The following is a 23,932-nucleotide window of genomic DNA, read 5'->3' on the forward strand; positions in this document are numbered from 1 at the left end:
TTTTTGAATTATAAATGCTGAAATCGAACCATCGAATAATCAAATAATCGAAAAATGGCGGAACATAACGATTTAGGTAAACTCGGAGAAGAACTTGCGGTGGAATTTTTACAAAAAAACGGCTACACGATTGTCGAAACCAACTGGACTTTCCAAAAAGCCGAAATTGATATTATTGCCAAAAAAGCAAATATTCTCGCCGTTGTTGAGGTAAAAACGCGTTCGAGTATCGATTTTGGATTGCCGCAGGATTTTGTAAAACCCAAAAAAATTCAGCTTCTGGTAAAAGCGATAAATGAATATGTGATTTCCAATGATTTAGAGGTTGAAGTTCGTTTTGATATCATTGCAATATATAAAAACGAGAAACAATTCAAAATAGAACATTTAACAGATGCTTTTTATCATTTTTAAGATGTTATATCTGTAACAATTTGCTTTTAAATTGTATCTTTGCCCAAGAATTTAAACAAAAACACATGAAAACTGTTTCTTCCGTTGTAGAAAATTACATTCAAACCAAACCATTTCTATTAGGAGCTTTATCTCAAGGAATTATAAATCTGACTTCTTTATCAAGAAATATGATGACCGAACTTGAAAGTGAGTTGGGAAAAGAAGTAAAACAAGGTGCTATTGTAATGGCCTTGAAACGCCTTTCAGTGGATCTGGATTTCAGATTAAATCATAAAATCATAAAAGTTTTTAAGAATTTAGGGGAGATTACCGTTCGTTCTTCTTTGTGTGATTTTACATTCGCGGTTTCGGATACGATTTTAAATAAGCATGCTGAATTTATCTCTGAAATCAGTAATCATTCGGATATTTTTTATACTTCTTCAAGAGGTGTAAGTGAAACCAACATTGTCGTTAGCGAAAGTGTTAGCCATCTTGTAGATCAAATTTTTGCGGAAGAAAAGCTTTTGAATAAATCTGATAATCTGGCCTCCATTACCATCAAATTGCCAAAAGAGAACGTTGCCACGCCTGGAGTTTATTATTTTATTTTTCAACGTTTGGCATGGGAAGGAATTATTATTAATGAGGTAATTTCAACATCTTATGAATTTACGATTTTAGTAAGCGAAGATGAAGTGGATGTTGCTTTTAAAGTAATCAAGGATTTAAAATCTTTGTAAACTAAATGAATATGCTTTAATAGATTTAGATTTTAATGTTCTTTTAGATTTTTATAATGATTTACAAAAAGGGTAGACAATTCGGAATCTAACCTGTAAGAAAATGTGCTCTGTTGTCTTTTAAATGTGGCAAATATTGTATTGCTGCATTTACTGAAATAAAATATTGATTACATTTGATTATTATCAGGATAATAAAAAGAATATGAATAAAGTTTTTACTATTGTTGCGTTATTGGCATGTTTTGGTGTTTTTGCACAAAAAAATGTTGCCAAAAAAGTAAACGAATTATTATCTCAAAATATTGCTTTCAAACCTATTTCTGTTTTGTCAGTTACAGAAGAAATTCAAAATAGCAATATCGAAAAAGTTGTTGATAAAGCAACCTTTGCTGAAATCAAAAGACAATCTCTAAGTGACTTGATGACAAACAAGTATGAAAACATTGAGATTGAAGTTCCGTATCAGGGCAAAATCATTCTGGTTCAATTGTATCGAGTCAATTTGTTTGCCGAAGGTTTTCACGCCGATACAGATAAATCAAAAGCTATTTCATATCAACAAGGACTTTATTACAGGGGAATTATAAAAGGAGATCAGAATTCGGTTGCGTCTTTCAATTTTTTCAATAATGAAATAAACGCATTAGTTTCGAGTGATGCTTTAAATAATTTAGTCATTGGTAAATTAAATAAAGCAGATGACTCACCAGATTATATTATTTATTCGGATACTGAATTAAAAGTCTTGAACGATTTTAAATGTGATACCAAAGAAGGGATTATTCAAGATCTTCCAAAAAACCCATCAGCCACAAGAGAAACTTTAAGTACAAAGTGTGTTACAATTTATTTCGAATTGGATTATGCTCTATATCAGGCAAACGGAAGCAATACTACCACTACAAACAATTGGGCAACTTCTGTTTTTAATAATGTACAGACGCTTTACAACAATGATGGAATATCGATAGCATTAAAATCAATTTATGTATGGACATCTCCTGACCCTTATTCAGGAACCGCATCAACTGATTATTTATATCAATTTCATAACAACAGATGTGTGTTTGATGGTGATTTAGGACAGTTATTAGGTATCGACGCGGGAAGTTTAGGAGGAGTTGCTATTGGAACCAACGGACTTTGTACACAAAATAATTTTAGCTACTCAGATGTTAATTTTGCCTATAGTACTGTGCCAACCTTTTCTTGGACTATTCAGGTAATTACTCATGAATTAGGACATCTTCTGGGTTCACAGCATACACACGGTTGTTACTGGAATGGCAATAACACAGCTATTGATGGTTGTGGTCAATCTGCTGGTTATCCCGAAGGGAATTGCGCCCAAGGTCCAATTCCTTCAACATCGGTTAAAGGAACTATAATGAGTTATTGTCATTTGGTTTCCGGAGTAGGAATAAATCTGGCAAATGGTTTTGGCCCTCAACCAACATCAGTAATACTTAATTCTGTAAATAATGCCGGATGCTTAGGTACAAATTGCACCAATACCTGCATTAATTCGGTTTGTTCTGTTGCCGCTTCTAATATCACAAGTACAACGGCATTAATAGACTGGGTAGAAGTCGATGCCAGTATTACTTCTTGGCAACTTTACATCGCTCCATTTAATGCTGCTTCAGGAACTTGGAATACTGTTTCTGCGAATAGTTATAACGCTATAAATTTGTTGCCAAATACTTTCTACAGAGCGAAAGTTAGCCCAAATTGCAATCCTAATTTTAATGCGCCTTCAAAAGAAACCATTTTTTTAACTGCCGCCGACTATTGTAATGGAATCGTTTTGACCGATACAGGAGGTACAACGGCAAATTACCAAGACGGACAAGCCTATATAAGAACCATTATACCCAATCTGACCAATAATAAAATAAAGCTAGCATTTACAAGTTTTGATTTAGAAGCCAATTATGATTATTTACATGTATATGATGGGAATTCAACTTCCGCTACAGATTTAAGCGTAAATGGATTTACGGGAAATACTATTCCGGGTCCACTTGAGTCTACCGCCGCGGATGGTTCATTAACTATCAGATTTTATTCTGATGGTGGCGTGGTAGCACCAGGATATGTAGGTAATGTTTCTTGTGTTTCTACTCTTGGCAATGCGGAATTTATTCCAAATACTGATTTTACATATTATCCAAATCCAACCAATGGGCAGGTTACCATAACTTCTAAAACGGAGATGAATGAAATATTTGTTTACAATCCCGAAGGACGACTTTTATTACATCAAAAAATTAATGGATTAGATACAAATGTAGATTTGTCTGCATTTGCGAGCGGAACATACTTCTTTAAATTAAAGTTTAATGAAAAAGAAGTAAATTTTAAAATATTGAAATTCAATTAATTAATTTCATTCTTTAAAACAGAAAACCACTCTTTAAAAAGTGGTTTTCTGTTTTTTTTATGTGAAAAAAATTTAAGCTAGATCATTTCCATCAATTCCAAAGCCTTCTTAATAGACTTGACATGTTCGAAAGTCAACAGCAATCGCAATCCGTTTACGGTTTGTTTTTCTTTCATTTTGCACAATTGCGGTTGTTTTTGCACAAATTGTAAAACCTGATGAAACCGATCCGATTGATAATATTCTGATTGTTGGTTGGAGATAAAGTAGCAAATCATTTTACCTTGTTTCATCACCAGTTTTTCAACGCCAAGTTTGGTAGCAATCCATTTTATTTTAATGCTGTTTAACAAAGCTATTGCCGGTTTTGGTAAAGGTCCGAAACGGTCAATTAATTTATTTTCATAAGCCAATAAAGTTTCTTCGTCTTTAATCAGACTCAGTTCGTTGTATAAATTCAAACGTTCCGAAATGTTGTTGATGTACTCATCAGGGAATAACAATTCAAAATCAGTATCAATTTGAATGTCTTTTACATATTCTTTTTCAGTTGTTTTTTCTTCGTCGGCATACAATTCTTTAAACTCGTTTTCCTTCAGTTCATCAATGGCTTCATTCATGATTTTTTGATACGTGTCAAAACCAATTTCGTTAATGAAACCACTTTGTTCACCGCCTAATAAATCACCGGCACCGCGAATTTCCAAATCTTTCATTGCGATATTAAATCCGCTTCCAAGTTCGCTGAATTGCTCCAAAGCCTGAATTCGTTTTCTCGCATCATCAGTCATTGCCGAATAAGGCGGACAAATAAAATAACAGAAGGCTTTCTTGTTGCTTCGACCTACACGACCTCGCATCTGATGCAAATCCGAAAGACCGAAATTATTGGCATTATTAATAAAAATCGTATTGGCATTCGGGACATCCAAACCACTTTCGATAATCGTAGTGGCGACCAAAACATCAAATTCGCCATTCATAAAAGCCAGCATTAATTCCTCCAGTTTTCTGCCTTCCATTTGACCGTGGCCAATACCCACGCGGGCATCAGGAACCAATCGCTGAATCATACCGGCCACTTCTTTGATATTTTCGATACGGTTATTGATAAAGAAAACCTGTCCGTTTCTTTGAATTTCATACGATATCGCATCCCGGATTAATTCTTCGCTAAAACCAACGACATGGGTTTCTATCGGATAACGATTTGGAGGAGGGGTTGTAATTACTGATAAATCTCTTGCGGCCATCAATGAGAATTGCAAAGTTCTCGGAATAGGTGTTGCCGTTAAGGTTAACGTATCAACATTGGCAGCGATTGTTTTTAATTTGTCTTTGACATTAACGCCAAATTTTTGTTCCTCATCCACAATCAGTAATCCCAAATCTTTGAAAATTACATTTTTGCTGACTAATTGATGTGTTCCGATAACAATATCGAGTTTGCCGTCGGCTAAATCTTTTAAGGTTTCTGCTTTTTGTTTGGAGGTTCTAAATCGGTTCAAATAACCAATGGTAACGGGCATGTCTTTCAACCTTTCGGTAAAAGTCCTAAAATGCTGGTAAGCCAAAATGGTCGTTGGAACCAAAATAGCGACTTGTTTTCCGTTATCAACCGCTTTGAAAGCGGCACGGATAGCCACTTCTGTTTTTCCAAAACCAACATCTCCACAAACCAAACGGTCCATCGGTCGGTCGCTTTCCATATCGGCTTTTACTTCCTGAGTCGATTTGGTTTGGTCTGGCGTATCTTCGTAAATAAACGAGCTTTCCAGTTCCAATTGCAAGTAACTGTCTGGCTTATATTTAAATCCTTTTTCCAATCTTCTTTTTGCATACAATTGGATTAAATTGAATGCAATATGCTTAACACGGGCTTTGGTTTTTTGTTTTAAAACTTTCCAGGCATTCGAACCGAGCTTGTATATTTTAGGAGGCGTACCATCTTTTCCGTTGAATTTTGATATTTTATGAAGCGAATGGATACTCACATACACAATATCATTGTCGGCATAAACGAGTTTAATTGCTTCTTGGGTTTTGCCTTCGACCTGAATTTTTTGCAATCCGCCAAAGCGCCCAATACCATGATCGATATGGGTTACATAATCGCCAACGGATAAAGTGGTTAGTTCTTTTAGGGAAATAGTTTGCTTTTTAGAGTATCCGTTTTTGATGCTGAATTTATGATAGCGTTCAAAAATTTGATGATCGGTATAACAGGCAATTTGCATTTCTTCATCAATAAAACCCTGATACAAAGGAAGTACAATCGTGTCGTATTGCTTGCGAATGCTTTCGTGATTGGCTTCGTCTAAAGTTTGAAAAATATCATGAAAGCGCTTTGCCTGAGCATCATTGGAACAAAATAAATAATTTTTTATTCCGTTGAAATGATTTTCTCCCAAATTGTTCAGCAGCAAATCGAATTGTTTGTTAAAAGACGGTTGCGGCTGAATATGAAACTCAAATGTTTTTTTAGTTTTGAAAATGGGTTTGGAACTCAATTCAACAATCGTAAAATCCAATGCTTTTCTAATAAAAGCAGTTTGGTTCAGAAACAATTGTTCCGGAGCTACATGATTAATGGTGGCATTTAAAGCATTGAAAGTTTCTTCTGCTTTTTGAAATAATTTATCCAGTTTAGAAAATAAACCATCTGTATCCTGAATAAAAATAACGGTTTTTTCTGATATATATTCCAGAAAACTTTCTCTGTTTTCCTGAAAAAACTTATTTTCGACATTGGGAATAATCGTAATTTTTCGTTGGGTTTCTATTGATAATTGGGTTTCTACATCGAAACTACGGATGCTGTCCACCTCGTTTCCGAAAAATTCAATTCGGTACGGATTATCATTTGAAAAAGAAAATACATCGACAATTCCACCACGAACAGAGAATTCTCCAGGTTCAGTAATAAAATCAACACGTTTGAATTCATATTCGAACAATACTTCATTGATGAATTCAATCGAAATCTGATCGCCCACCGATACTTTCAGCGTGTTTTTTTCTAATTCTTTCTTGGTTACCACTTTTTCAAAAAGCGCTTCGGGATAAGAAACAATGATAGCCGGTTTTTTGCGGGAATTGATTCTGTTTAAGACTTCTGCGCGAAGCAAAACATTGGCATTGTCAGTATCTTCAATCTGATAAGGACGACGGTAAGAACCCGGATAAAACAAGGCATCCTGGTCGCCGATCATTTGTTCGAGGTCGTTCAAATAATAAGCAGCTTCTTCTTTATCCTGCAAAATCAACAAAAAAGGCAAGTCACTTTTGCTGAAAAGCGAGCGAATGACAAAAGACAACGAAGAGCCTAAAAGACCCTTGAGGTGAATTTTATTTTCCCGTTGTTGTAAACTTTCCGCAATTTGGTTGACTTTAGAAGATTTGTCGTATTTGCCGAATAATGCTGATTTGCTCAATGTCGAAATGATTTTAAAACGTGGGGCAAAGATACAATTTTGCTTTTGGAAGTTTATAAAAAAATTATAATCCGATTGCTCTTTTCTGTTTGAAAAAAGTAACCGGATTGCAGGTGTTTTTGGGATTAGTAAACCAGTTTTTTAACAATGGTTTGGTTGGTCTCTAATTGTATTTTGATAATTAAAGCTTGATTTACAGCTGTAAGATTAGAAATAGTACATTGCTTTTCATTGATGTTGTTTTTTTCAAAAATCATTTTTCCTAACAAATCAAAAATCTGAATTTTGTTGATATTTTCGAGCGTTGAATTCACTGCAATCGATTTGTTTTTTGAACTCACTATAACCGAATTTTCCACAGTTGAATATGCATCATTAGACAATGAAGGATCGAAGTATAGAATTTTAAATCGGGTATTAAAGATTCCTATTTCAGTATTAAAACGATAAGGACCGATTTTTAGATTATGAAATACTTCTAAAAGAGTATCTTCAATAAAAATTGTTTGCTCATCAAAAAATGGATCATTACGATCTAAAGTAATATCAAAAGTGCCATTAATTGTTGTGGAGTAGCCTAACGGGATTTGGTCATTTAAATTCCATGGATAGGCTCTTCCCTGAATCACAAAAGCATCATCCCCAACCAGGGAATAAAAGCTGATTTCGTTACCGACAACCGCCAGGGCATCAGTGCCAAAATCATAACCATCGGTAGCGCCTTCTTCGTAGCCCAATGCTATTTGTTTGAAAGCACCGGCTTCATTGGTCATATTAAGCCATATATAATAAAATTGTGTTTCTATTTCCGAACTTTGAGCGCTTTTATAAAATTGAGAATTATTGTCCGTAACTTTCATTGCGTTCGTAAAAGTAATAGTACCCGTTTCGTTCGAAGAAGCAAAAAAACCCTGCCCTGCTGAAATATAATCTCCGGGAATTGGTCCGCCAAAATAAGCTTGAATACCAACATTTCTCGTTCTGATTGCGTAGTCATTAGTGCTAAAAATATTGTTGGTTATGGGTGTATGGTGTGTCCAGAAATACAAAGTTCCCAAAGTAGTATTGTCTATCAAACTTGGGATGCTAATGGCTGATGGATATGGATTGCCAAGTAAATTAAAATTAAGTAATCCTGTGTCAAAAGCCACGACTTCACTGGTAATATCTCCATTGTTTGGCACGCCGATAAATTCACCATTAAATATTTGCAGGGTTGCATTATATGTTTGAGGCGCCATAATAGCAAAACCTTTTCCAGGTTGCATAGTGTTGGCAGAATTTTCATTTACCCAATTATTTGTTGTTACATTAAACGAAAAATATCGGTCTGAAGCTGTTAAAGGGGAGAAGTCAAATAAAGTTTGATTGGCTACCGGTGAAGACCAATAGGTATAATCGTATAATACCATCGGATTTGCATTTCTTTTGAAATTAATATTTCCGCTGTTGGTAGCCGAAGCATTTGTTTGTAATAAACTGGCATTATTTTCAAAAGTCAACTTAGATCCGTTTACAATAGTAATATTGTCTGTTACCGCAAGTGTGTGTGGTGATGCAATGGTTACTTGCGCACTGTTTAGAACAGAAACAGATTTCGTTGCGATGCTTGATGGTGAAATATAATTTCCTGTAAAAACTGCATCTTTAGTACTATCAGGTAAACCATTACTCCAAACGCTGCCATCCCAAGTTGTTGTTTGTGCTAAAATAATATTTGTAAAAAATACAAGCGTAATAAGCACAAAAAAATAATCTTTGCTAAAAGAGTTAATTTTTTTCATAACTAATTAATTTTGTAATATGCTAATTTACAACTATTTATGATATTTGTAACGATTTGTAGAGCAAAAAATTCACGCTTTTTTAAATAATAATAATGTTTGAATTTGTTCCTGTTTAAGGTGTTGGCAATTTTTTATTTGTAGGAATTGCTCTCGAAGTATCCAACATTTTAATCAGATCTGATTCGCCCTCTTCTTTAGGGATTAATTTTTTCCTTACAATTTCATCCAATTGAGATTGTAAAGAGGCCAATTCTATATTAATCTCGGTAACCAAAGCGATTACTTTTTGATCTGGAATTTCATCCAGATTAATATAAAGATTCAATGAATTTATTTTAGTGGTAAGAACCGCAATCCTGCTTTTTATTTCGGGTTTGATGTATGCGCTGGGAATGCTGTTACTTAAACCAATTACTTTTTTTGACAATGTTTTTGCCTTTTTTTGGAAAGCGCCAATCGTGCTTTTTGGTTTCTGAGACAGCTCATTCAGGAAATCATTCCATTGTGGCCATGTATTTGCCAGCGATTGTGAGGTTGCATTTGCGGGCTTGGCATTAAAATTCCATCCTTTATTGATATTGTCAAAAATGATTTCTTTCTTTTTAACGTCTTTCGCATTTTCTGCGTTACGTTTTGCCGTATCATCTTTACAGGAAGTCAGTATCAGAAGTAAAAAAAGAATATAAGAAAATTGAATCTTCATTTTTATGAATTTTAAGTGCAAAGTTACAAAGGTTATTTAAGATTTAGGATTTAAGGAAGGGTAATTGACTATAAACCGATTTTTATTTTCTGAAAATGCTATATTTGTGCTTCAAATCTACACCGAATTATGAGTACAAAAATTTTGATTATTGGAGCTTGTGGTCAAATTGGCACGGAACTTACCCAAAAGTTGAGGGCTATTTACGGAACTGAAAACGTTATTGCTTCCGATATTAGAAAACTAAATACAGATGTGGTCAATTCAGGGCCTTTTGAAGTGGTAAACGCATTGGATTTCAACCAGATTGAACATCTTTTAGAAAAACATCAAATTGATGAGGTGTATCTGATGGCTGCTTTGTTATCGGCTACAGCCGAAAAAAATCCTGCTTTTGCCTGGGATCTGAATATGAATTCACTGTTTCATGTACTGAATCTGGCGAAAGCCGGAAAAATAAAAAAAATATTCTGGCCATCGAGCATCGCGGTTTTTGGACCTACAACGCCAAGAGAAAACACGCCGCAATACACCATTATGGAGCCTTCGACGGTGTATGGAATCAGCAAACAGTCGGGCGAAAGATGGTGCGAGTATTATCATAATATATTTGGTGTCGATGTGCGAAGCATCCGTTATCCGGGTTTAATCAGCTGGTCATCGCCACCAGGTGGCGGAACTACCGATTATGCGGTGGACATTTATCACAAAGCACTTTCTGACGGAAAATACGAATGTTTCCTTTCTTCGGAAACCAAAATGCCAATGATGTATATGGATGATGCCATTAATGCAACAATCGGTATCATGCAAGCGCCAGCGGAACAGGTGAAAATCCGCTCTTCTTATAATTTAGCCGCAATGAGTTTTACACCAAAGGAAATTGCCGCCGAAATCAAAAAACACATTCCGGAGTTTACCATAACTTATGCGCCGGATTTTCGACAAAAGATTGCCGACAGCTGGCCTGCCAGTATCGACGACATTCGTGCCAGACATGATTGGGGTTGGAAACATGAATTTGATTTGGAGACCATGACCAAAGACATGCTGGAGCATTTAGCTGAAAAATAAAATAACAAAACGCCACTTCTAAATTCAGAGTGGCGTTTTTATTTTTAGATGATATTTTATGAATTACGGAGCCTGTACGATTTGTGTTCTCAAAGATTCCAATACCGTAACGACATCTCCGATAATAACCGGATCAGTAACGCCATTCAAACCTGCCGCTGCGCCTACGTATCCGATGAATTTATCGTAGTTGGCATTATTTGATTTAGTTCCCATTCTTGGATTTGTTGCCGGATTATGGGCGTCAATCATGTTGATTCCAGAATACGTATTGGTAGCGCCTCCACCGGTATTGGCAGAGAAAAAATCTGTTAAATTTTTACTCAAAACGGCTACATTGGTTGTGTTGCCACTCGATACTTCTCCAACAATCGGTGCAAAATGAGCCCCTAAATTACCATTAGCTCCAACTACAATGTCAGTAACAATTAAAGTAATGGTGCTGTCTACAACCGAACGATAGCTCAAACGGCCTTGCTCAATCATTTGTCCCGGATTATTCGGATCAGCAACCATTGTGGTGCCGCCCAATTTTTGATACAATGATGGTGCTGCCATTGTATTGTCATCATCATCGTTACAAGACACGAAAAAGGTGCTTGCTCCAATTACCATAGCACAGAGTGCGATTTTTGAAAACTTTGTCATAATAATAGTGTTTATAGATTAATTAAAAAATTCGTTGTATTCCCCTTGAAAATTTATAGCTGAAACTATCGGTATTCATCACCGGACAGACTTTATCGGAAGCGGTTCCTTCGGGTAAAATAAATCGCTCGGCTTTGTAATTTCCCTTGGCCATTAACTGATTGAAAACGCTTTCCGAATCGGCTATCCGGTTATCATGAAAATAAACAAGCACCCTTTTCTCCATGTTGAACTTGTCATTTTTTACCCCGGCAATTGATTTTAGATTCCTATGGATTTCTTTTACTTTCATTGAATCCAGCGGTTCTTTGAAATCAATTCTGCTAACCTGAATGGTGGCATTATCATAAACCACCGGTTTTGCCGTGGCGATATGCACAACCAAAACTATAAACAGTAATAATACGATGCCTAAAAGGCTGCCGACTGCTATTTTTACTTTTTTGCTGATTTTCATGTTGTTATCTTTTGATTAATTCCCGTTTGGTTCTCTTACTTACGGAGTGCCATCTATTTTGGTTTTATGTAATCTTAAAATTTTTAACAAATCGCCTCTATTTATAATTGATTTAAATAAATTGCATGTTTATCATTATTTTAGGAGGCAGACCTTCAAAACGGAGAACAAAAAAACTCCGGTCAATAAGGAATTGACCGGAGTTAATCTGAGAATAACTATAATGGTATGCTTTTATTTAGCGACTTTTAGTTTTTCGATTAAAGCATCATCGAATGGGGTTTTGAGTTTTACCACTTCATTCGTGTTGTCATTTGGAATCGCAATGGACAGCACATAATGAGCGATTTTCCATTTTCCGTTTTGTTTTATCAGCACACCCGATCCGCGGCAAATTTTCATTTGGGTATTCAGTAATTCATCGAACCAGGCCGTTTTCTTGTCTTTACTAAAATAGATATTTCGTTCTAATGCTTTAAAATTCCAGGCTTTGCCTTTGTCAAAATAAGGTTTGGCAAAAGCCATAAAAGCAGTTTTGTTCCAGTTTTCTGTTGGATCCGTGCCAATGAAGATGGAGTTCGCCGTAAGGGCATCAAAGTAATTGATGAAATTTGCTTCTGCAGCAGCTTTGTGCCAACCATCAAGCACGGCGTTGATTTTTTCTTTCTCTTTGTTTTCGTCTGCATTATTTGGTGCAAAAGCGGAAAACAACAGTATACTTAAAGAGAGCAGGAGTAATTTTTTCATAATATTAAAGTTATAGTTTTTTTAGATTACAAAAGCAAAAAGTTACATAATTACTAGTAAATGTACTATTTTAAGACAAATTTTTAATTATGAAATAGGTTTTAATGTATTTTTGTCACACTTTAAAAAAAGGTTTAAAGTTTATAATATGAGAAAGTTATTTTTACCCATTGCGGTTATTATGTTTGCATTTTTGTTTACAACAATATCCTGTAAGAAAAAAGACCCAGCAGTTAATCAGGAAGAATTAAGTGGTGAAATCGCATTTGACAGTACCTTAGTGAAAGCGTTTTTTGTTAAATATCCAAAGCTGAAAAGCTACCAATCCGATGTGGAAACATTGTATCGCAAACATCAGTACCATTATGTTTGGTATGACAAAAAAGGAATCAATGAGTTTGGGAATGTGTTATACAACAAAGTTAATAATTTAGAAGAAGAGGGAATCCAGGTCACGGTTCCTTATAAAAATAAATTAGACGAAATTTATGAAAATGTTGAGGACAACCAAAAGCCGGAGATTGATACCGAGTTACTGAATTCCTCCCTGTACTTCTTTTATGCCGATAAGGTATATCATGGACTGGATGCTAAAAAAGTCGCAGCAACCGGATGGTACCTGCCTAGAAAAAAGGAATCCTATGTCAATAATTTGGATTCTCTTTTAAACAATCCTTCTTTAATCAATAAAGATGAAAAAGGAGTATTAAGCCAATATTACCGACTTAAAGACGTGTTAGAAAAATACCGCCAAATTGAAAAAAATGGAGGTTGGAAAACTATTGCTGTTGAGCCAGGAGTAAAATCTTATAAACCAGGAGACAGTTCTAAGACGATTGCACAAATAAGACAATGGCTATTCGTTACCGGCGATATCCGTATGGATTCGAAGAGTGGCTTGTATGATAAAACAATGGCTGCAGGAATTTTGAAATTCAAGCAGAGAAATGGCATGACAGTTAATAAAGTTATTACGCCAGAACACATCAAAACGATGAACGTGCCTTTGGCGCAACGTATTAAAACCATCATGGTCAATATGGAACGCTGCCGTTGGATTTCAAATGACATTACTAAATCAAAAGAATTAATTATCGTTAATATTCCTGCTTATCAACTGACTTATCTCAAAGAAGGTAAACCGGCATTAATTTCAAATGTAGTGGTAGGTAAAGCCCTGAATAAAACAGTGATTTTTAGTGCTCCGATGAAACATATTGTGTTTAGTCCTTATTGGAATGTACCAACGAGTATATTAAAAAAAGAGATTCTTCCGGGTATCGAAAAAAACGAAAATTACCTAGAGGAACACGACATGGAGTGGCATGAAAGTAACGTCAGACAAAGACCAGGGCCTAAAAATTCATTAGGATTAGTGAAGTTTTTGTTTCCTAATTCTAATGCTATTTATTTGCATGATACCCCTTCAAAAGACTTATTCAAAAGTGAAGACAGGGCATTTAGTCATGGTTGTGTCCGTGTGGCTAAAGCTAAAGAACTGGCCAATCTTATCCTGAAAAATGATAAAACCTGGACTCCTCAAAAGATAGATGAGGCTATGCATAGCGGCGAGGAAAAATGGCATACACTTGCAAACAAAATTCCGGTTTATATTGGTTATTTTACTGCTTGGGTAGATGACCAAGGAGATATTCATTTTTATGATGATATTTACGAAAGAGATGAGGAGTTGGCTTCATTGGTCTTTAAAAAGTAATTATTTTTCAGTTAATTTCTGAAAATCTTATAGACACCTTCTTGTCACAAGAAGTTGATAAAAAACCGTTACCATTTGTAACGGTTTTTTTACGTCTAAAAATTATCCTGACTTTTGTTTCTCATCCATTAGTATTTCTTTCGATTGTAATGAATTAACAGCTGTAAATCAGCATCTTAAAATCTTAATGTGATTGAATAAACAGGATTTTTTCGTAATTTTATGTGGATATAAAGAAGCCAGCATGAAAAAGTCAATTTTACCAATTGTTTTTGTTGTTTTTGCTTTTTTGTTTGCAACCATATCGTATAAAAAGGACAACGAAAAAAATAAAGCAGCAAATCCGGAAGTTATAAACCCGGAAGTTATTCCGGATGATTTTAATGAATCCAGGGCGTTTCCTTTTGACAGTACCTTAGTGCAGCCTTTTTTTGTTGCCTATCCGGAGCTGAAAAAATACCAATCCGATGTGAAAACATTGTATCGCAAACATCAGTATAATTATATCTGGTATGATAATAACAGGATTAATGAGGTAGGCAATTTGTTGTATATCAAGCTCAATAATCTGGATGAAGAAGGGATTGAGGCTGAGGTTCCCTATAAAGACACCTTGTATTCCATTTTTCAAAATCCCGAACAAGTCCAAAACCCGAATGTCGATGACGAGCTGCTCCTGTCCTCCTTGTACTTTTTTTATGCCGAGAAAGTATTTCGTGGATTGGATGCCAAAAAAATTGCTCAGATGGGATGGTATCTACCCCGAAAAAAACAATCGTATGTTAATTATCTCGATTCTCTTCTGACGAATCCGTCATTACTCAACAAAGATGAAAGAGAATTATTTGGCCAATATTATCGGCTTAGGGAACTATTGAAAAAATACAGACAAATGAACCAAAAAGGGGAATGGAGGGCCATTGAAACGGATCCAAAAATAAAGTCCTTTATACCTGGAGACAGTTCCAAAACAATAGGAGAAATCAGACAGCGGTTATTCCAGACCGAAGATATTGCAACGGATTCCAAGAGCGCCATATATGATGCGGAGCTAGCCACCGGAATTTTGAAATTCAAAAAAAGAAATGCCTATGCCCTTGATGAGGTTATTCTGCCCAAACATATCGCGGCGATGAATGTGCCTTTATCGGAACGCATAAAAACCATCATGGTCAATATGGAGCGCTGTCGATGGATGTGCAGTTGTGTTTATAACGCAAAAGAATTGATATTCATCAATATTCCAGAGTACCAATTAACCTATTTTATTGACGGGAAAAAGGCATTGATTTCGGAAGTAGTCGTGGGTAAAGCCATGAATAAAACCGTGGTTTTTAATGCCGATATGAAATACATCGTCTTTAGTCCGTATTGGAATGTGCCCAAGAGTATTTTGTATAAAGAAATCCTTCCTGCCATAAAGAAAAACAGAAATTACCTCGCCCAACACGAAATGGAATGGTATGGAAACAGTGTCAGACAAAGACCCGGACCCAAAAATTCCTTGGGATTGGTGAAGTTTTTGTTTCCCAATAATAACGCGATTTATCTGCATGACACACCGTCAAAGGATTTATTCAAGCAAGAAAAAAGAGCCTTCAGTCATGGTTGTATCCGTGTGGCGAAACCCGTTGAGCTGGCCAACCTTATTTTGAGGGATGACCCAAAATGGACTCCCGAGAAGATTGATGCAGCCATGAATCGCGGCGTGGAATCCTGGTATCCGCTCAAAAACAAAATTCCGGTCTATATTGGTTATTTCACCGCTTGGGTAGATGATGACGGGGCGATTCATTTTTATGACGATGTGTATAAAAGGGATCCGTCATTGGCATCATTGTTATTTAAGAAATAAAATGCGGCCATTTTCTAAATAATCCAAGATAAAAAAATGACAGTAACTTATTTAAAAGATACTGTCATTTTTAGTTTACTGTTTGCCCAAAAGGGTTTGGTATTTAATAGGTTTTCTTTTTCTCGTAAGTAGTTTCCAACACTTTTTTTATCTTATCCAAAGCACCACGAAAGGCTTTCTCGACACTATCCGAATGATTTGTCACCGCAATTGGCTGCATATTTACCGGGCGAACTTCAATCACGCATCGTTTGTCATTGATACCTGTCTTATCGCCGTTTTCGTCACCAAAATGCACTTCTACACGGGTCACTTTATCTTCAAAACGCGACAGTGTTTTTGCTAATTCCTCAGAAATATAAGATTCTAATCTTGCATGCCCTTCTACGTTTTTGTCTGTGTTGATTTGTACTATCATGTTTTTTATAATTTTAATCGTTGTCTTCCAAATTTACCGTTTGTTGCATGAAAAAACGAGCGAATTAGTAAAACATTGTGAAAATAAAAAACCTATTTACAGTTTGAATTATGCGATTGGAATACAATCCGGAGATTAAGATTGATTTTGTCTTTGAAGGATTTCTTTTTGAATTGTAAAAAGACAATTATCCAGATTTTTTTCTATTTCGTTACTCCAAAAACGGATTACTTTCCAGCCTTGTGCAGTCAGATGATTATTGACTTCGATGTCCCGTTGGATATTTCTTTCTATTTTCTTTTGCCAGAAATCGGGATTGGTTTTGACGCGGTTTTTCTCAGTTTCCCAGTCTTTGCCGTGGAAGAATTCGCTATCCACGAATATGGCGATTTTGAGTTTTTTGAAGGTTAAATCCGGTGTGCCGAAAATCGTTCTGTTGTTTTTTCGGTAGCGGTAGCCTAGATGCCATAAGGCTTTTGCAAGACGAACTTCGTCTTTTGTTCCGGTGCCTTTAATGGCAGCCATTATTTTACTTCTCTGTTCTTTAGTGAATTTGTCCATTTCGTTAAACCAATAAAGTAACCGATGCGATGGCTTGAAATTTTTTTAGGGCGATTTTATTTATAAAGATAAATAATTTGAAAAACTTAAAGGAGATTTAAATGTTGAAAAATAGATACTTAAATTAAAAGTGAATGAATTTATATAAATTGAATTGATACACATTGTCGGTTGATCAAAACATACAATATGTATAGTTTTGTTTTATGGTAAATGAATTTCTTTTAAAAGAATTTGGTAACAGAATAAGAAAACTAAGGATTGAACGAGACTTTAGTCAAGAAAAATTATCGTTCATAACTGGTTTTCATCGAACTTACATCGGAATGATTGAAAGAGGAGAAAGAAATATTTCTCTTACTAACATGGCTGTATTTGCTAAAGTATTTGAAGTTAATATTTCTGAACTTTTAGATTTTAATATTATAAATCCAAAACACACTTTTGTAAATTATGAAATAAAATCTGGAAAATAATGTCAAGAAAGCACTCATTTATATTGACATTATCAAATAATGTAACAGAAAAGGAAGGTGTTAATTATCTTATTGAAAACTCTACAGGTTTTTTTAAAATAGATTTAATGACTAAAAAGGAGTTATTGGATTTATTAAATATCGAACATAGATTTCTACAAGCATTTGATTTAATTTATGTTCCAGAAATGGTTGGAAAAAACGTAGACACAAGTTTTGTTAAAACGTATTTAGAAGATATTATTTTGGTTGAATTAAAAACAACAAAAAAATATTTGCCTGAAAACCCAAAAGGTTTCTTCTTTGGAGCAACTGAAAATGAATTTAATTTCGGAAAAATTCTTGGAGCAAGATTTAGATTTTGTTTTGTTAGTTTACATGATAAAGGTTCCTCTTTTGCTTTTTTAACTCTTGATGAATTAGAAGAAAGAATAAAAAATAGAAGAATACAATATCAAATCAATCTTTAATTAGATTACTACCGAATTTATTATCGTTAAACTTCACTATCTATTTCGAAATATGAGTTTTGAAATGCTTCAACAAGTTCTTCTAAAGTATATTTATGGTTTTCATCAAAAATTATTTTTTCATTAATAGCGAAGTAATAGTAATGGGTCCTTTTTTTGTAAAGTAACCATGTACTGGTCAACACTCCTTTTCTTTTAGTGATTTCGAATCCGCAAGTTGTTTTTTTATTAAGTTTCAAGGCAATTTCTTTTATAGTCATTATTTTAGATTTAAGATTAAACAAATTTATTTTTATTTCGACTTTTATACAACGGTTTATGAGGCACATTAATAAATTTAATGTCTGGTTAAGTTTGTACTTTGTACTGAATTTTTTGTAAGATATTTGATTGTAAGACAGGAATATTTTTCACGGAAGTATGTCTGGTGAAAACATACGACAACAAAACACAAAAAAACCGTAAGATCCAATCTTACGGTTTTTTTAGTATCAAATATAAAATGCGCTATGCAGCCAGTCGACCACATCAACAAGTTTTTAGTTTTGGTTTATTCTTTTTTTACAGGGCAGGAATTGATACCCAAAAGGGCATAAAGCGGACAAAAACTAATGAAACTGGTCAGCGCGAGAATGACGGACAGTCCCAGGATTACATAACCTAACGTTCCGGTAACGGTCTCGGTGAAGTACAATATTACCATCACAATCGCCAGAATAATGCGAATAATTTTGTCGGTCGTTCCCATGTTTTTTTTCATAAGTATTTTGATTTAAAGGTTAAACTGCGTGTGGTTTGATAACATTAACCAAGTCGTTTTTAGAAAGGACACCCGATTGTCGCCACAATTGTTTCCCGTTTTTAAAGAGCAACATCGTGGGAACGCCACGCACTTGGTATTGTTCGGCGAGTCCTTGGTTTTTATCGACATCTATTTTAATGATGGATACGTTGTCGCCCAATTCGGCTTTCACGTCTTTTAATATAGGTGCTAAAGCTTTGCAGGGTCCGCACCAGGTGGCAAAAAAATCTACCAATACGGGTTTGTCACTGTTTATAAGGTCAGAAAATGTATTCATGGCTTCAAAATTTAGAATAAAGTTACTGAATATTTTTTTAAAAGGAGGCGCTATTTTGAATTGTATTTATCATTATTAATTGGCTGTAAATCAGTACCTTTATGTTGAAATTATTGTTTACTGTAACCTCTCAGATTATGTATAACGAAATATTTAAAGACAGAATAGAGGCGGGGATGCTGCTTTCCGATAAATTAAAAAAATATAAAAACAGCAATACCGTAATTCTTGCCGTTCCTAGAGGCGGAGTACCCGTGGGGTATGTGATTGCCAAAAGTTTGAATCTCCCTTTGGATATCATTCTTTCTAAAAAAATACCGCATCCGCTCAACAAAGAATTTGCCATTGGCGCCGTATCCATGGATTCGATGATTGTGGATGAACATCCCGGTATTCCCAGAGAATATATAGAAAAGGAAATTGACCGACTTAGGAAATTGTTGCGTGAGAAATACGAACTCTACAAAGGCAATCAGGAACCCCTTGATGTAAAAGGGAAAAATGTAATTGTGGTGGATGATGGCATAGCGACCGGAAACACCCTCTTGGCTAGCATTGAAATGCTGCGAAAAAGCAAACCTTCAAAAATAATTGTAGCCGTACCCGTTGTACCCGCCGATACTGTAAATGTATTCGAAAAGAAAGCAGATGAATTTATTTACCTGATGGTTCCGGAATATTTTAGAGGGGTGGGCGCATTTTATGAAGAATTCAATCAAGTGGAAGACCATGAAGTGATCCGATTATTGAAGGACCTGCATCCTGCTTAATTAAAAGTTTTTATGACATTAATATTTAAGAAAAATTAGTCAATCATGATAGCAACAGAAATAGATATTCTTTTATCCGATGTGGCGCTAAAGGGCGGCTTGGTAATTCCTGAAAAAGCAGTTGGAATTGTTGTTTTTTCTCATGGAAGCGGCAGCAGCAGATTCAGTCCCCGAAACAGAATGGTAGCAGAACTGATGCAGCAACAGGGCATAGGTACTTTATTGTTTGACCTGCTGACGGAGGAAGAAGATGAGATTTACGAAAATAGATTTAATATTGATTTACTGGTAAGCAGATTGATAGAAGCTACGGAATGGCTCCTGAAATATAAAGGGGCGAGAGGTTTGCCAGTGGCTTTTTTTGGAGCAAGTACCGGTGCGGCATCGGCATTGAGGGCAGCAGCTTTTTTCGGAAAAAAAGTAAAAGCAGTAGTATCCCGTGGCGGCCGTCCAGATTTGGCAATGAATGAATTGTCTCAGGTTTCTGCGCCTACCTTGTTAATAGTTGGTGGACTTGATTTCCAGGTAATCGAAATGAACAGAGAAGCTTTTGAACAGCTGAATACAATAAAAGAGTTGAAGATAATTCCCGGAGCAACGCATCTTTTTGAAGAACCGGGCAAATTACAGGAAGTAGCCGATTTGGCGATTGCATGGTATAAACGGTATTTGCCAATGAGAACCAATTTTTGAAAATGGAAAAAAAACAAGTATTCATAAGAACAAGGAATGAAACAGCTTTCCAGGAATTATGTAATAAAAAAAATAGCTATTCCGTTGCTTATTTCTTACTTTTATAAGTAATTTAAAATCAAAGCAATATGAAAAGTTATATGGCTTTTATTCTGTCAATGCCTTTCTATTGCATGGCACAGGGTAACATCAAAACCGATACGCTTCCGGCTCCGTCCAAATCCACCGGTAATTATTCTAAAGTAATAGGTTGGAAAAACGGCCGAACTCCCAAAGCACCTCCCGGATTTACGGTTACAAAATATGCCGATGGTTTTGAAAATCCCCGTTGGATGTATGTTACTCCTAATGGCGATGTCCTTGTGGCGCAAAGCAATTCCAATTATAGTTTTCTCAAACGGATAGGCGCTTCAATAATCGGCGCCGGAAAATCAAAAAACCTGAAACACAGCGCCGATGTGATTACCTTATTGCGCGATACCGATAAAGATGGCGTCGTTGACCTACGGGAAACTTTCCTAAAAGAGGGACTCAGTCAGCCTTTCGGAATGTTGGTCATAGGCAATTGGTTTTATGTAGCCAATACCGATGCAGTGCTACGTTATCCTTATGTTCCGGGACAAACAAAAATAACTGGCAAAGGAGAAAAGATTGTCGATCTTCCGGCAGGAAAACACAACCGCCACTGGACAAGAAATATCATAGCGAATGCCGATAATTCCAAAATTTATATTGCGGTAGGATCCGGTTCAAATATTGCTGAGGAAGGAATTACAAATGAAATATTGCGTGCCTGTATTTTGGAAGTAAACCCAGATGGTTCCGAACTTCGGGTATATGCCTCGGGATTGCGTAATCCAGTAGGAATGGGTTGGGCGCCTGACACCAAAACTCTCTGGACGGTAGTAAATGAACGTGACGGTTTAGGAGAGAATCTGGTTCCGGATTATCTTACTTCGGTCAAAGAAAATGGCTTTTACGGCTGGCCTTATGTATATTTCGGTCAGAATGAAGATATCAGAGTAAAAGAAAAGAAACCCGAATTGGTAAAAAAAACCATCGTGCCTGATATGGCTATGGGGCCGCATACCGCTTCTCTTGGATTGGCCTTTTATACTGGAAATTCTTTTCCTGAGAAGTACCGAAATGGCGCTTTTATAGCCCAGCATGGTTCCTGGAACCGAAAAATATTGTCGGGATACAAAGTGGTTTTTGTTCCTTTTAAAGACGGAAAACCTTCCGGTAAGTATGAAGATTTCCTTACTGGTTTTATCGTAGATCCCAATAAAGATAAAGTATACGGAAGACCGGTTGGTGTTGTCTTCATGCTCGATGGTTCCCTGCTGCTTACTGATGACAAAACCAATACGGTATGGCGGGTTAGTGCCTCAAAATAACAAAATGTGGTAGTTTTTAATTGATAAAAAAAATCCCTTCTCTAATTGAATTAGAAAAGGGATTTTTGTTTAAAGATCTGAGATTAAAAATCCTGAACAAGGTTTAAATCAATGCTTATGTCTTATTATTTAAAAGAGGAATCCATCGCTTTCAGCATTCCGGGAGCAGACCATGAACTCGGAACAAGAATCCGTCGAACAGTATAAAGCGGGTCTATGGTGTCTCTCTTGGTTGCAAGGATAAAGCCAAGCTGATAGCCGCTCTTTTTTAATTCAGGAATGGCCGCCTGATTCCATAATCCAAATGGATAAGCGAAATGGGTCACTGGTTTACCGGTAATATCTTCCAGTTTCTTTTTTGGTTTTACAAATTGGGTATTCCAATCTTCGCCCGCATATTTAGTTACCCTATGGTGATCCCAGGTATGTGCTGCAATGGCATGTCCGCCGTCTGATAAACTTTTAATTTGTTCTTTGGTCATATAGTTCGGACGGTTTATTGAAACGGTCATAATGAAATAGACACCTTTAAAACCGTATTTATTCATTTCGGTAGCGCCTACAGTGTATTGTTCTACATTGGTATCATCAAAGGTGAGCATTACCGGCTTGGCAGGTAACGGTTCATCATAAACCAAATAATTGTATAATTGTTCGGGTACTATGGTATGATACCCATTCTCTGACAATGTTTTCATTTGCTCCGCAAAAGCAGCAGGGGTTACGGTATAGGCTCTTTTATATTCACTATCACCAGGAAGAATATTCTTGATATGATGGTAGCATAATATAGGCACTTCCTTTTTGGAAAGAATAGTTGCCGCGTCGGCCATTGTTTTCTTTGCTGCAACTTTTTCCTTTAAAGGCTGTTTTGTTTCAGTGGTTTCTTTTTCTGTTTTAGTTGTTTCCTGTCGACAACTCACTAATGAAAATAAACTGATAAATAATAAAAATGAAATTCTTTTCATAATCTAAAGTAAACGATAACGATTTATTGAAATTGGATATAGATGGGTTGAGGTATTAATTTAAGTAACTCTTCCGGCGTATACAAACCATTTGGGTCTTTTTTAATGTCATTTTTATAAAACAATTTAAAACCTGTAAACTGCACCGGTTCTTTTTTGATATAACTCAGATAAGTAGATTTTTTTAAAATTTTATCGCCAAATCCATCCATATCCATCACTATTTGTACTTCAGGCACTCTTTTTATTCTTTTATAATCAGTTACCATACCTTGGGTAAAGCGATGTATTACTAACACTTTAGGAGGAAGGTTATTTTCGCGTACAATTTTTGCCAAATAATCAATGGCATCATTGATGTCATCGGCGTTGAAAGTACCAATTTTTTTACCGGGTACATGTCCACTTTTCATAGAGAATTCTGGATCAATCCCTAAATGAACTTGAGGTAATTTAAGATATTGTTCCAGCGTAGGGACTTCTTCTTTCAGAGTGCTATGGCCCACTTGTATATCAAGAAAAACTAGTGCGTTGATTGGTTTTGCCCATTTTATGATGGTGTCGATCTGACGAAAAGGCAATCGCATACGGTGCTTACCGTCTTTACCAGGAGCGCCTTGTGCGGTGGTAGCTATATAATGCAAAGCGGGAATTGCCTTTGTGGTAGCATCGGCGGCCTGCCATTTGGCAACTTCACCTTGTAGTTTTTTCAACATTTCATCTTTTGGGAGTTCTCCTAAGATTCCCATTCTTTTGGAATATAAATTTCCGTAAAAAGCAATGATTCTATTATATGGTAATATGGCTCCCGGTAATGGGTACGGGGCTTTTACCGGCCATTTGCCAGTAGTGTCTCCATTGCTTAAGGCCAGCATTCTTTTATTGTAGTCGGCAGTATCGATTATTTGTGCTGTCGTTTTCAATATTGAATCAGATTTCACAGCATCGGGTTTTTCTTTTTCGCTAATAGCATCAGCAGTTTTTGACTTATTGCAACTGGTTGCTAAAAATAATGCTACTATGGGAAGTAAGCGAACAAGGAATACATTAACTGGCTTTTTCATAAATTACTACTGTTTGATTTTGTTGCGTAAAGATAAAGTATTTTAAGAATGACTTGTATGTCATCACAGTCAGTCTAAGAGGATATTTT

24 protein-coding genes are annotated in these 23,932 nt (G+C 35.8%); 11 read left to right on the top strand and 13 right to left on the bottom strand.

Annotated features, from left to right (window positions below):
• The first annotated feature begins 54 nt into the window (after positions 1-54).
• The 3 genes from VI621_RS09570 (at position 55) to VI621_RS09580 (ending at position 3,525) form a co-directional block, all read left to right on the top strand.
• Positions 55-414, top strand: coding sequence for a YraN family protein (locus tag VI621_RS09570; RefSeq protein ID WP_324218157.1), 360 nt, complete (start codon positions 55-57; stop codon positions 412-414).
• A 65-nt stretch (positions 415-479) separates the two neighbouring features.
• Complete coding sequence (locus VI621_RS09575; RefSeq protein ID WP_324218158.1) at positions 480-1,139, top strand: aspartate kinase; 660 nt, start codon at positions 480-482, stop codon at positions 1,137-1,139.
• 205 nt (positions 1,140-1,344) lie between these two features.
• Entirely contained in the window at positions 1,345-3,525 is a 2,181-nt protein-coding gene (locus tag VI621_RS09580; protein WP_324218159.1) for a M12 family metallo-peptidase, read from the top strand.
• A 77-nt stretch (positions 3,526-3,602) separates the two neighbouring features.
• Here VI621_RS09580 and mfd read toward each other — a convergent pair whose 3' ends face one another.
• From mfd to VI621_RS09595, 3 genes are all read right to left on the bottom strand, one after another.
• Complete coding sequence (gene mfd, locus VI621_RS09585) at positions 3,603-6,959, bottom strand: transcription-repair coupling factor (RefSeq protein WP_324218160.1); 3,357 nt, start codon at positions 6,957-6,959, stop codon at positions 3,603-3,605.
• 125 nt (positions 6,960-7,084) lie between these two features.
• On the bottom strand, positions 7,085-8,743 hold the full coding sequence (locus VI621_RS09590) for a T9SS sorting signal type C domain-containing protein (protein WP_324218161.1): 1,659 nt from the start codon (positions 8,741-8,743) through the stop codon (positions 7,085-7,087).
• A gap of 115 nt (positions 8,744-8,858) precedes the next feature.
• Positions 8,859-9,449 carry a hypothetical protein gene (locus VI621_RS09595; protein WP_324218162.1) on the bottom strand — a complete coding sequence of 197 codons (591 nt, stop codon included), beginning with the start codon at positions 9,447-9,449 and terminating at the stop codon, positions 8,859-8,861.
• Positions 9,450-9,578: 129 nt separating this feature from the next.
• Here VI621_RS09595 and VI621_RS09600 point away from each other — a divergent pair, with 129 nt between their 5' ends.
• Positions 9,579-10,523, top strand: a complete 945-nt coding sequence (locus VI621_RS09600; protein WP_324218163.1) for an L-threonine 3-dehydrogenase — start codon at positions 9,579-9,581, stop codon at positions 10,521-10,523.
• Between the two features lie 63 nt (positions 10,524-10,586).
• Here VI621_RS09600 and VI621_RS09605 read toward each other — a convergent pair whose 3' ends face one another.
• From VI621_RS09605 to VI621_RS09615, 3 genes are all read right to left on the bottom strand, one after another.
• Positions 10,587-11,171, bottom strand: a complete 585-nt coding sequence (locus VI621_RS09605; protein ID WP_324218164.1) for a hypothetical protein — start codon at positions 11,169-11,171, stop codon at positions 10,587-10,589.
• A gap of 22 nt (positions 11,172-11,193) precedes the next feature.
• A complete protein-coding gene (locus tag VI621_RS09610; RefSeq protein WP_324218165.1) occupies positions 11,194-11,628 on the bottom strand; it encodes a hypothetical protein in 435 nt (144 codons plus the stop codon).
• A gap of 234 nt (positions 11,629-11,862) precedes the next feature.
• On the bottom strand, positions 11,863-12,375 hold the full coding sequence (locus tag VI621_RS09615) for a nuclear transport factor 2 family protein (protein ID WP_324218166.1): 513 nt from the start codon (positions 12,373-12,375) through the stop codon (positions 11,863-11,865).
• Between the two features lie 148 nt (positions 12,376-12,523).
• On the opposite strand from VI621_RS09615, the gene VI621_RS09620 reads away from it, so the two are divergent.
• Together VI621_RS09620 and VI621_RS09625 are read left to right on the top strand one after the other, a co-directional pair.
• Positions 12,524-14,092, top strand: a complete 1,569-nt coding sequence (locus tag VI621_RS09620) for a L,D-transpeptidase family protein (RefSeq protein ID WP_324218167.1) — start codon at positions 12,524-12,526, stop codon at positions 14,090-14,092.
• Positions 14,093-14,336: 244 nt separating this feature from the next.
• A complete protein-coding gene (locus VI621_RS09625) occupies positions 14,337-15,947 on the top strand; it encodes a L,D-transpeptidase family protein (RefSeq protein WP_324218168.1) in 1,611 nt (536 codons plus the stop codon).
• A 103-nt stretch (positions 15,948-16,050) separates the two neighbouring features.
• On the opposite strand, the gene VI621_RS09630 is transcribed toward VI621_RS09625, so the two are convergent.
• Positions 16,051-16,365, bottom strand: a complete 315-nt coding sequence (locus VI621_RS09630) for an HPF/RaiA family ribosome-associated protein (protein ID WP_324218169.1) — start codon at positions 16,363-16,365, stop codon at positions 16,051-16,053.
• Between the two features lie 135 nt (positions 16,366-16,500).
• Positions 16,501-16,926 (bottom strand): very short patch repair endonuclease, encoded by a 426-nt coding sequence (locus VI621_RS09635; RefSeq protein ID WP_324218170.1) that lies wholly within the window; start codon positions 16,924-16,926, stop codon positions 16,501-16,503.
• A 206-nt stretch (positions 16,927-17,132) separates the two neighbouring features.
• On the opposite strand from VI621_RS09635, the gene VI621_RS09640 reads away from it, so the two are divergent.
• Together VI621_RS09640 and VI621_RS09645 are read left to right on the top strand one after the other, a co-directional pair.
• Positions 17,133-17,402: a helix-turn-helix transcriptional regulator gene (locus tag VI621_RS09640; RefSeq protein ID WP_324218171.1), complete on the top strand. Its 270-nt coding sequence runs from the start codon at positions 17,133-17,135 to the stop codon at positions 17,400-17,402.
• A complete protein-coding gene (locus VI621_RS09645) occupies positions 17,402-17,872 on the top strand; it encodes a hypothetical protein (RefSeq protein ID WP_324218172.1) in 471 nt (156 codons plus the stop codon). The genes VI621_RS09640 and VI621_RS09645 overlap by 1 nt, the downstream gene beginning before the upstream one ends.
• 26 nt (positions 17,873-17,898) lie before the next feature.
• Here the strand turns inward: VI621_RS09645 and VI621_RS09650 are convergent, their stop codons facing one another.
• The 3 genes from VI621_RS09650 to trxA form a co-directional block, all read right to left on the bottom strand.
• Positions 17,899-18,132, bottom strand: a complete 234-nt coding sequence (locus VI621_RS09650; RefSeq protein WP_324218173.1) for a hypothetical protein — start codon at positions 18,130-18,132, stop codon at positions 17,899-17,901.
• A 290-nt stretch (positions 18,133-18,422) separates the two neighbouring features.
• Positions 18,423-18,620 (bottom strand): DUF2892 domain-containing protein, encoded by a 198-nt coding sequence (locus tag VI621_RS09655; protein ID WP_324218174.1) that lies wholly within the window; start codon positions 18,618-18,620, stop codon positions 18,423-18,425.
• Positions 18,621-18,651: 31 nt separating this feature from the next.
• Positions 18,652-18,951, bottom strand: coding sequence for a thioredoxin (gene trxA, locus VI621_RS09660; protein WP_324218175.1), 300 nt, complete (start codon positions 18,949-18,951; stop codon positions 18,652-18,654).
• Between the two features lie 101 nt (positions 18,952-19,052).
• On the opposite strand from trxA, the gene VI621_RS09665 reads away from it, so the two are divergent.
• The 3 genes from VI621_RS09665 (at position 19,053) to VI621_RS09675 (ending at position 21,811) form a co-directional block, all read left to right on the top strand.
• Positions 19,053-19,721 (top strand): phosphoribosyltransferase, encoded by a 669-nt coding sequence (locus VI621_RS09665; protein WP_324218176.1) that lies wholly within the window; start codon positions 19,053-19,055, stop codon positions 19,719-19,721.
• 45 nt (positions 19,722-19,766) lie between these two features.
• Positions 19,767-20,414 carry a dienelactone hydrolase family protein gene (locus VI621_RS09670; protein WP_324218177.1) on the top strand — a complete coding sequence of 216 codons (648 nt, stop codon included), beginning with the start codon at positions 19,767-19,769 and terminating at the stop codon, positions 20,412-20,414.
• A 128-nt stretch (positions 20,415-20,542) separates the two neighbouring features.
• Positions 20,543-21,811, top strand: coding sequence for a sorbosone dehydrogenase family protein (locus VI621_RS09675; protein WP_324218178.1), 1,269 nt, complete (start codon positions 20,543-20,545; stop codon positions 21,809-21,811).
• A gap of 125 nt (positions 21,812-21,936) precedes the next feature.
• On the opposite strand, the gene VI621_RS09680 is transcribed toward VI621_RS09675, so the two are convergent.
• The gene (locus VI621_RS09680; protein WP_324218179.1) at positions 21,937-22,779 is read right to left on the bottom strand and encodes a polysaccharide deacetylase family protein; all 843 of its coding nucleotides are present in this window, start codon (positions 22,777-22,779) and stop codon (positions 21,937-21,939) included.
• A 23-nt stretch (positions 22,780-22,802) separates the two neighbouring features.
• Positions 22,803-23,843, bottom strand: coding sequence for a hypothetical protein (locus VI621_RS09685; protein WP_324218180.1), 1,041 nt, complete (start codon positions 23,841-23,843; stop codon positions 22,803-22,805).
• Positions 23,844-23,932 lie beyond the last annotated feature (89 nt).

The sequence above is a fragment of the Flavobacterium sp. genome (assembly GCF_035292545.1).
In the GTDB taxonomy this organism is placed as follows: Bacteria; Bacteroidota; Bacteroidia; order Flavobacteriales; family Flavobacteriaceae; genus Flavobacterium.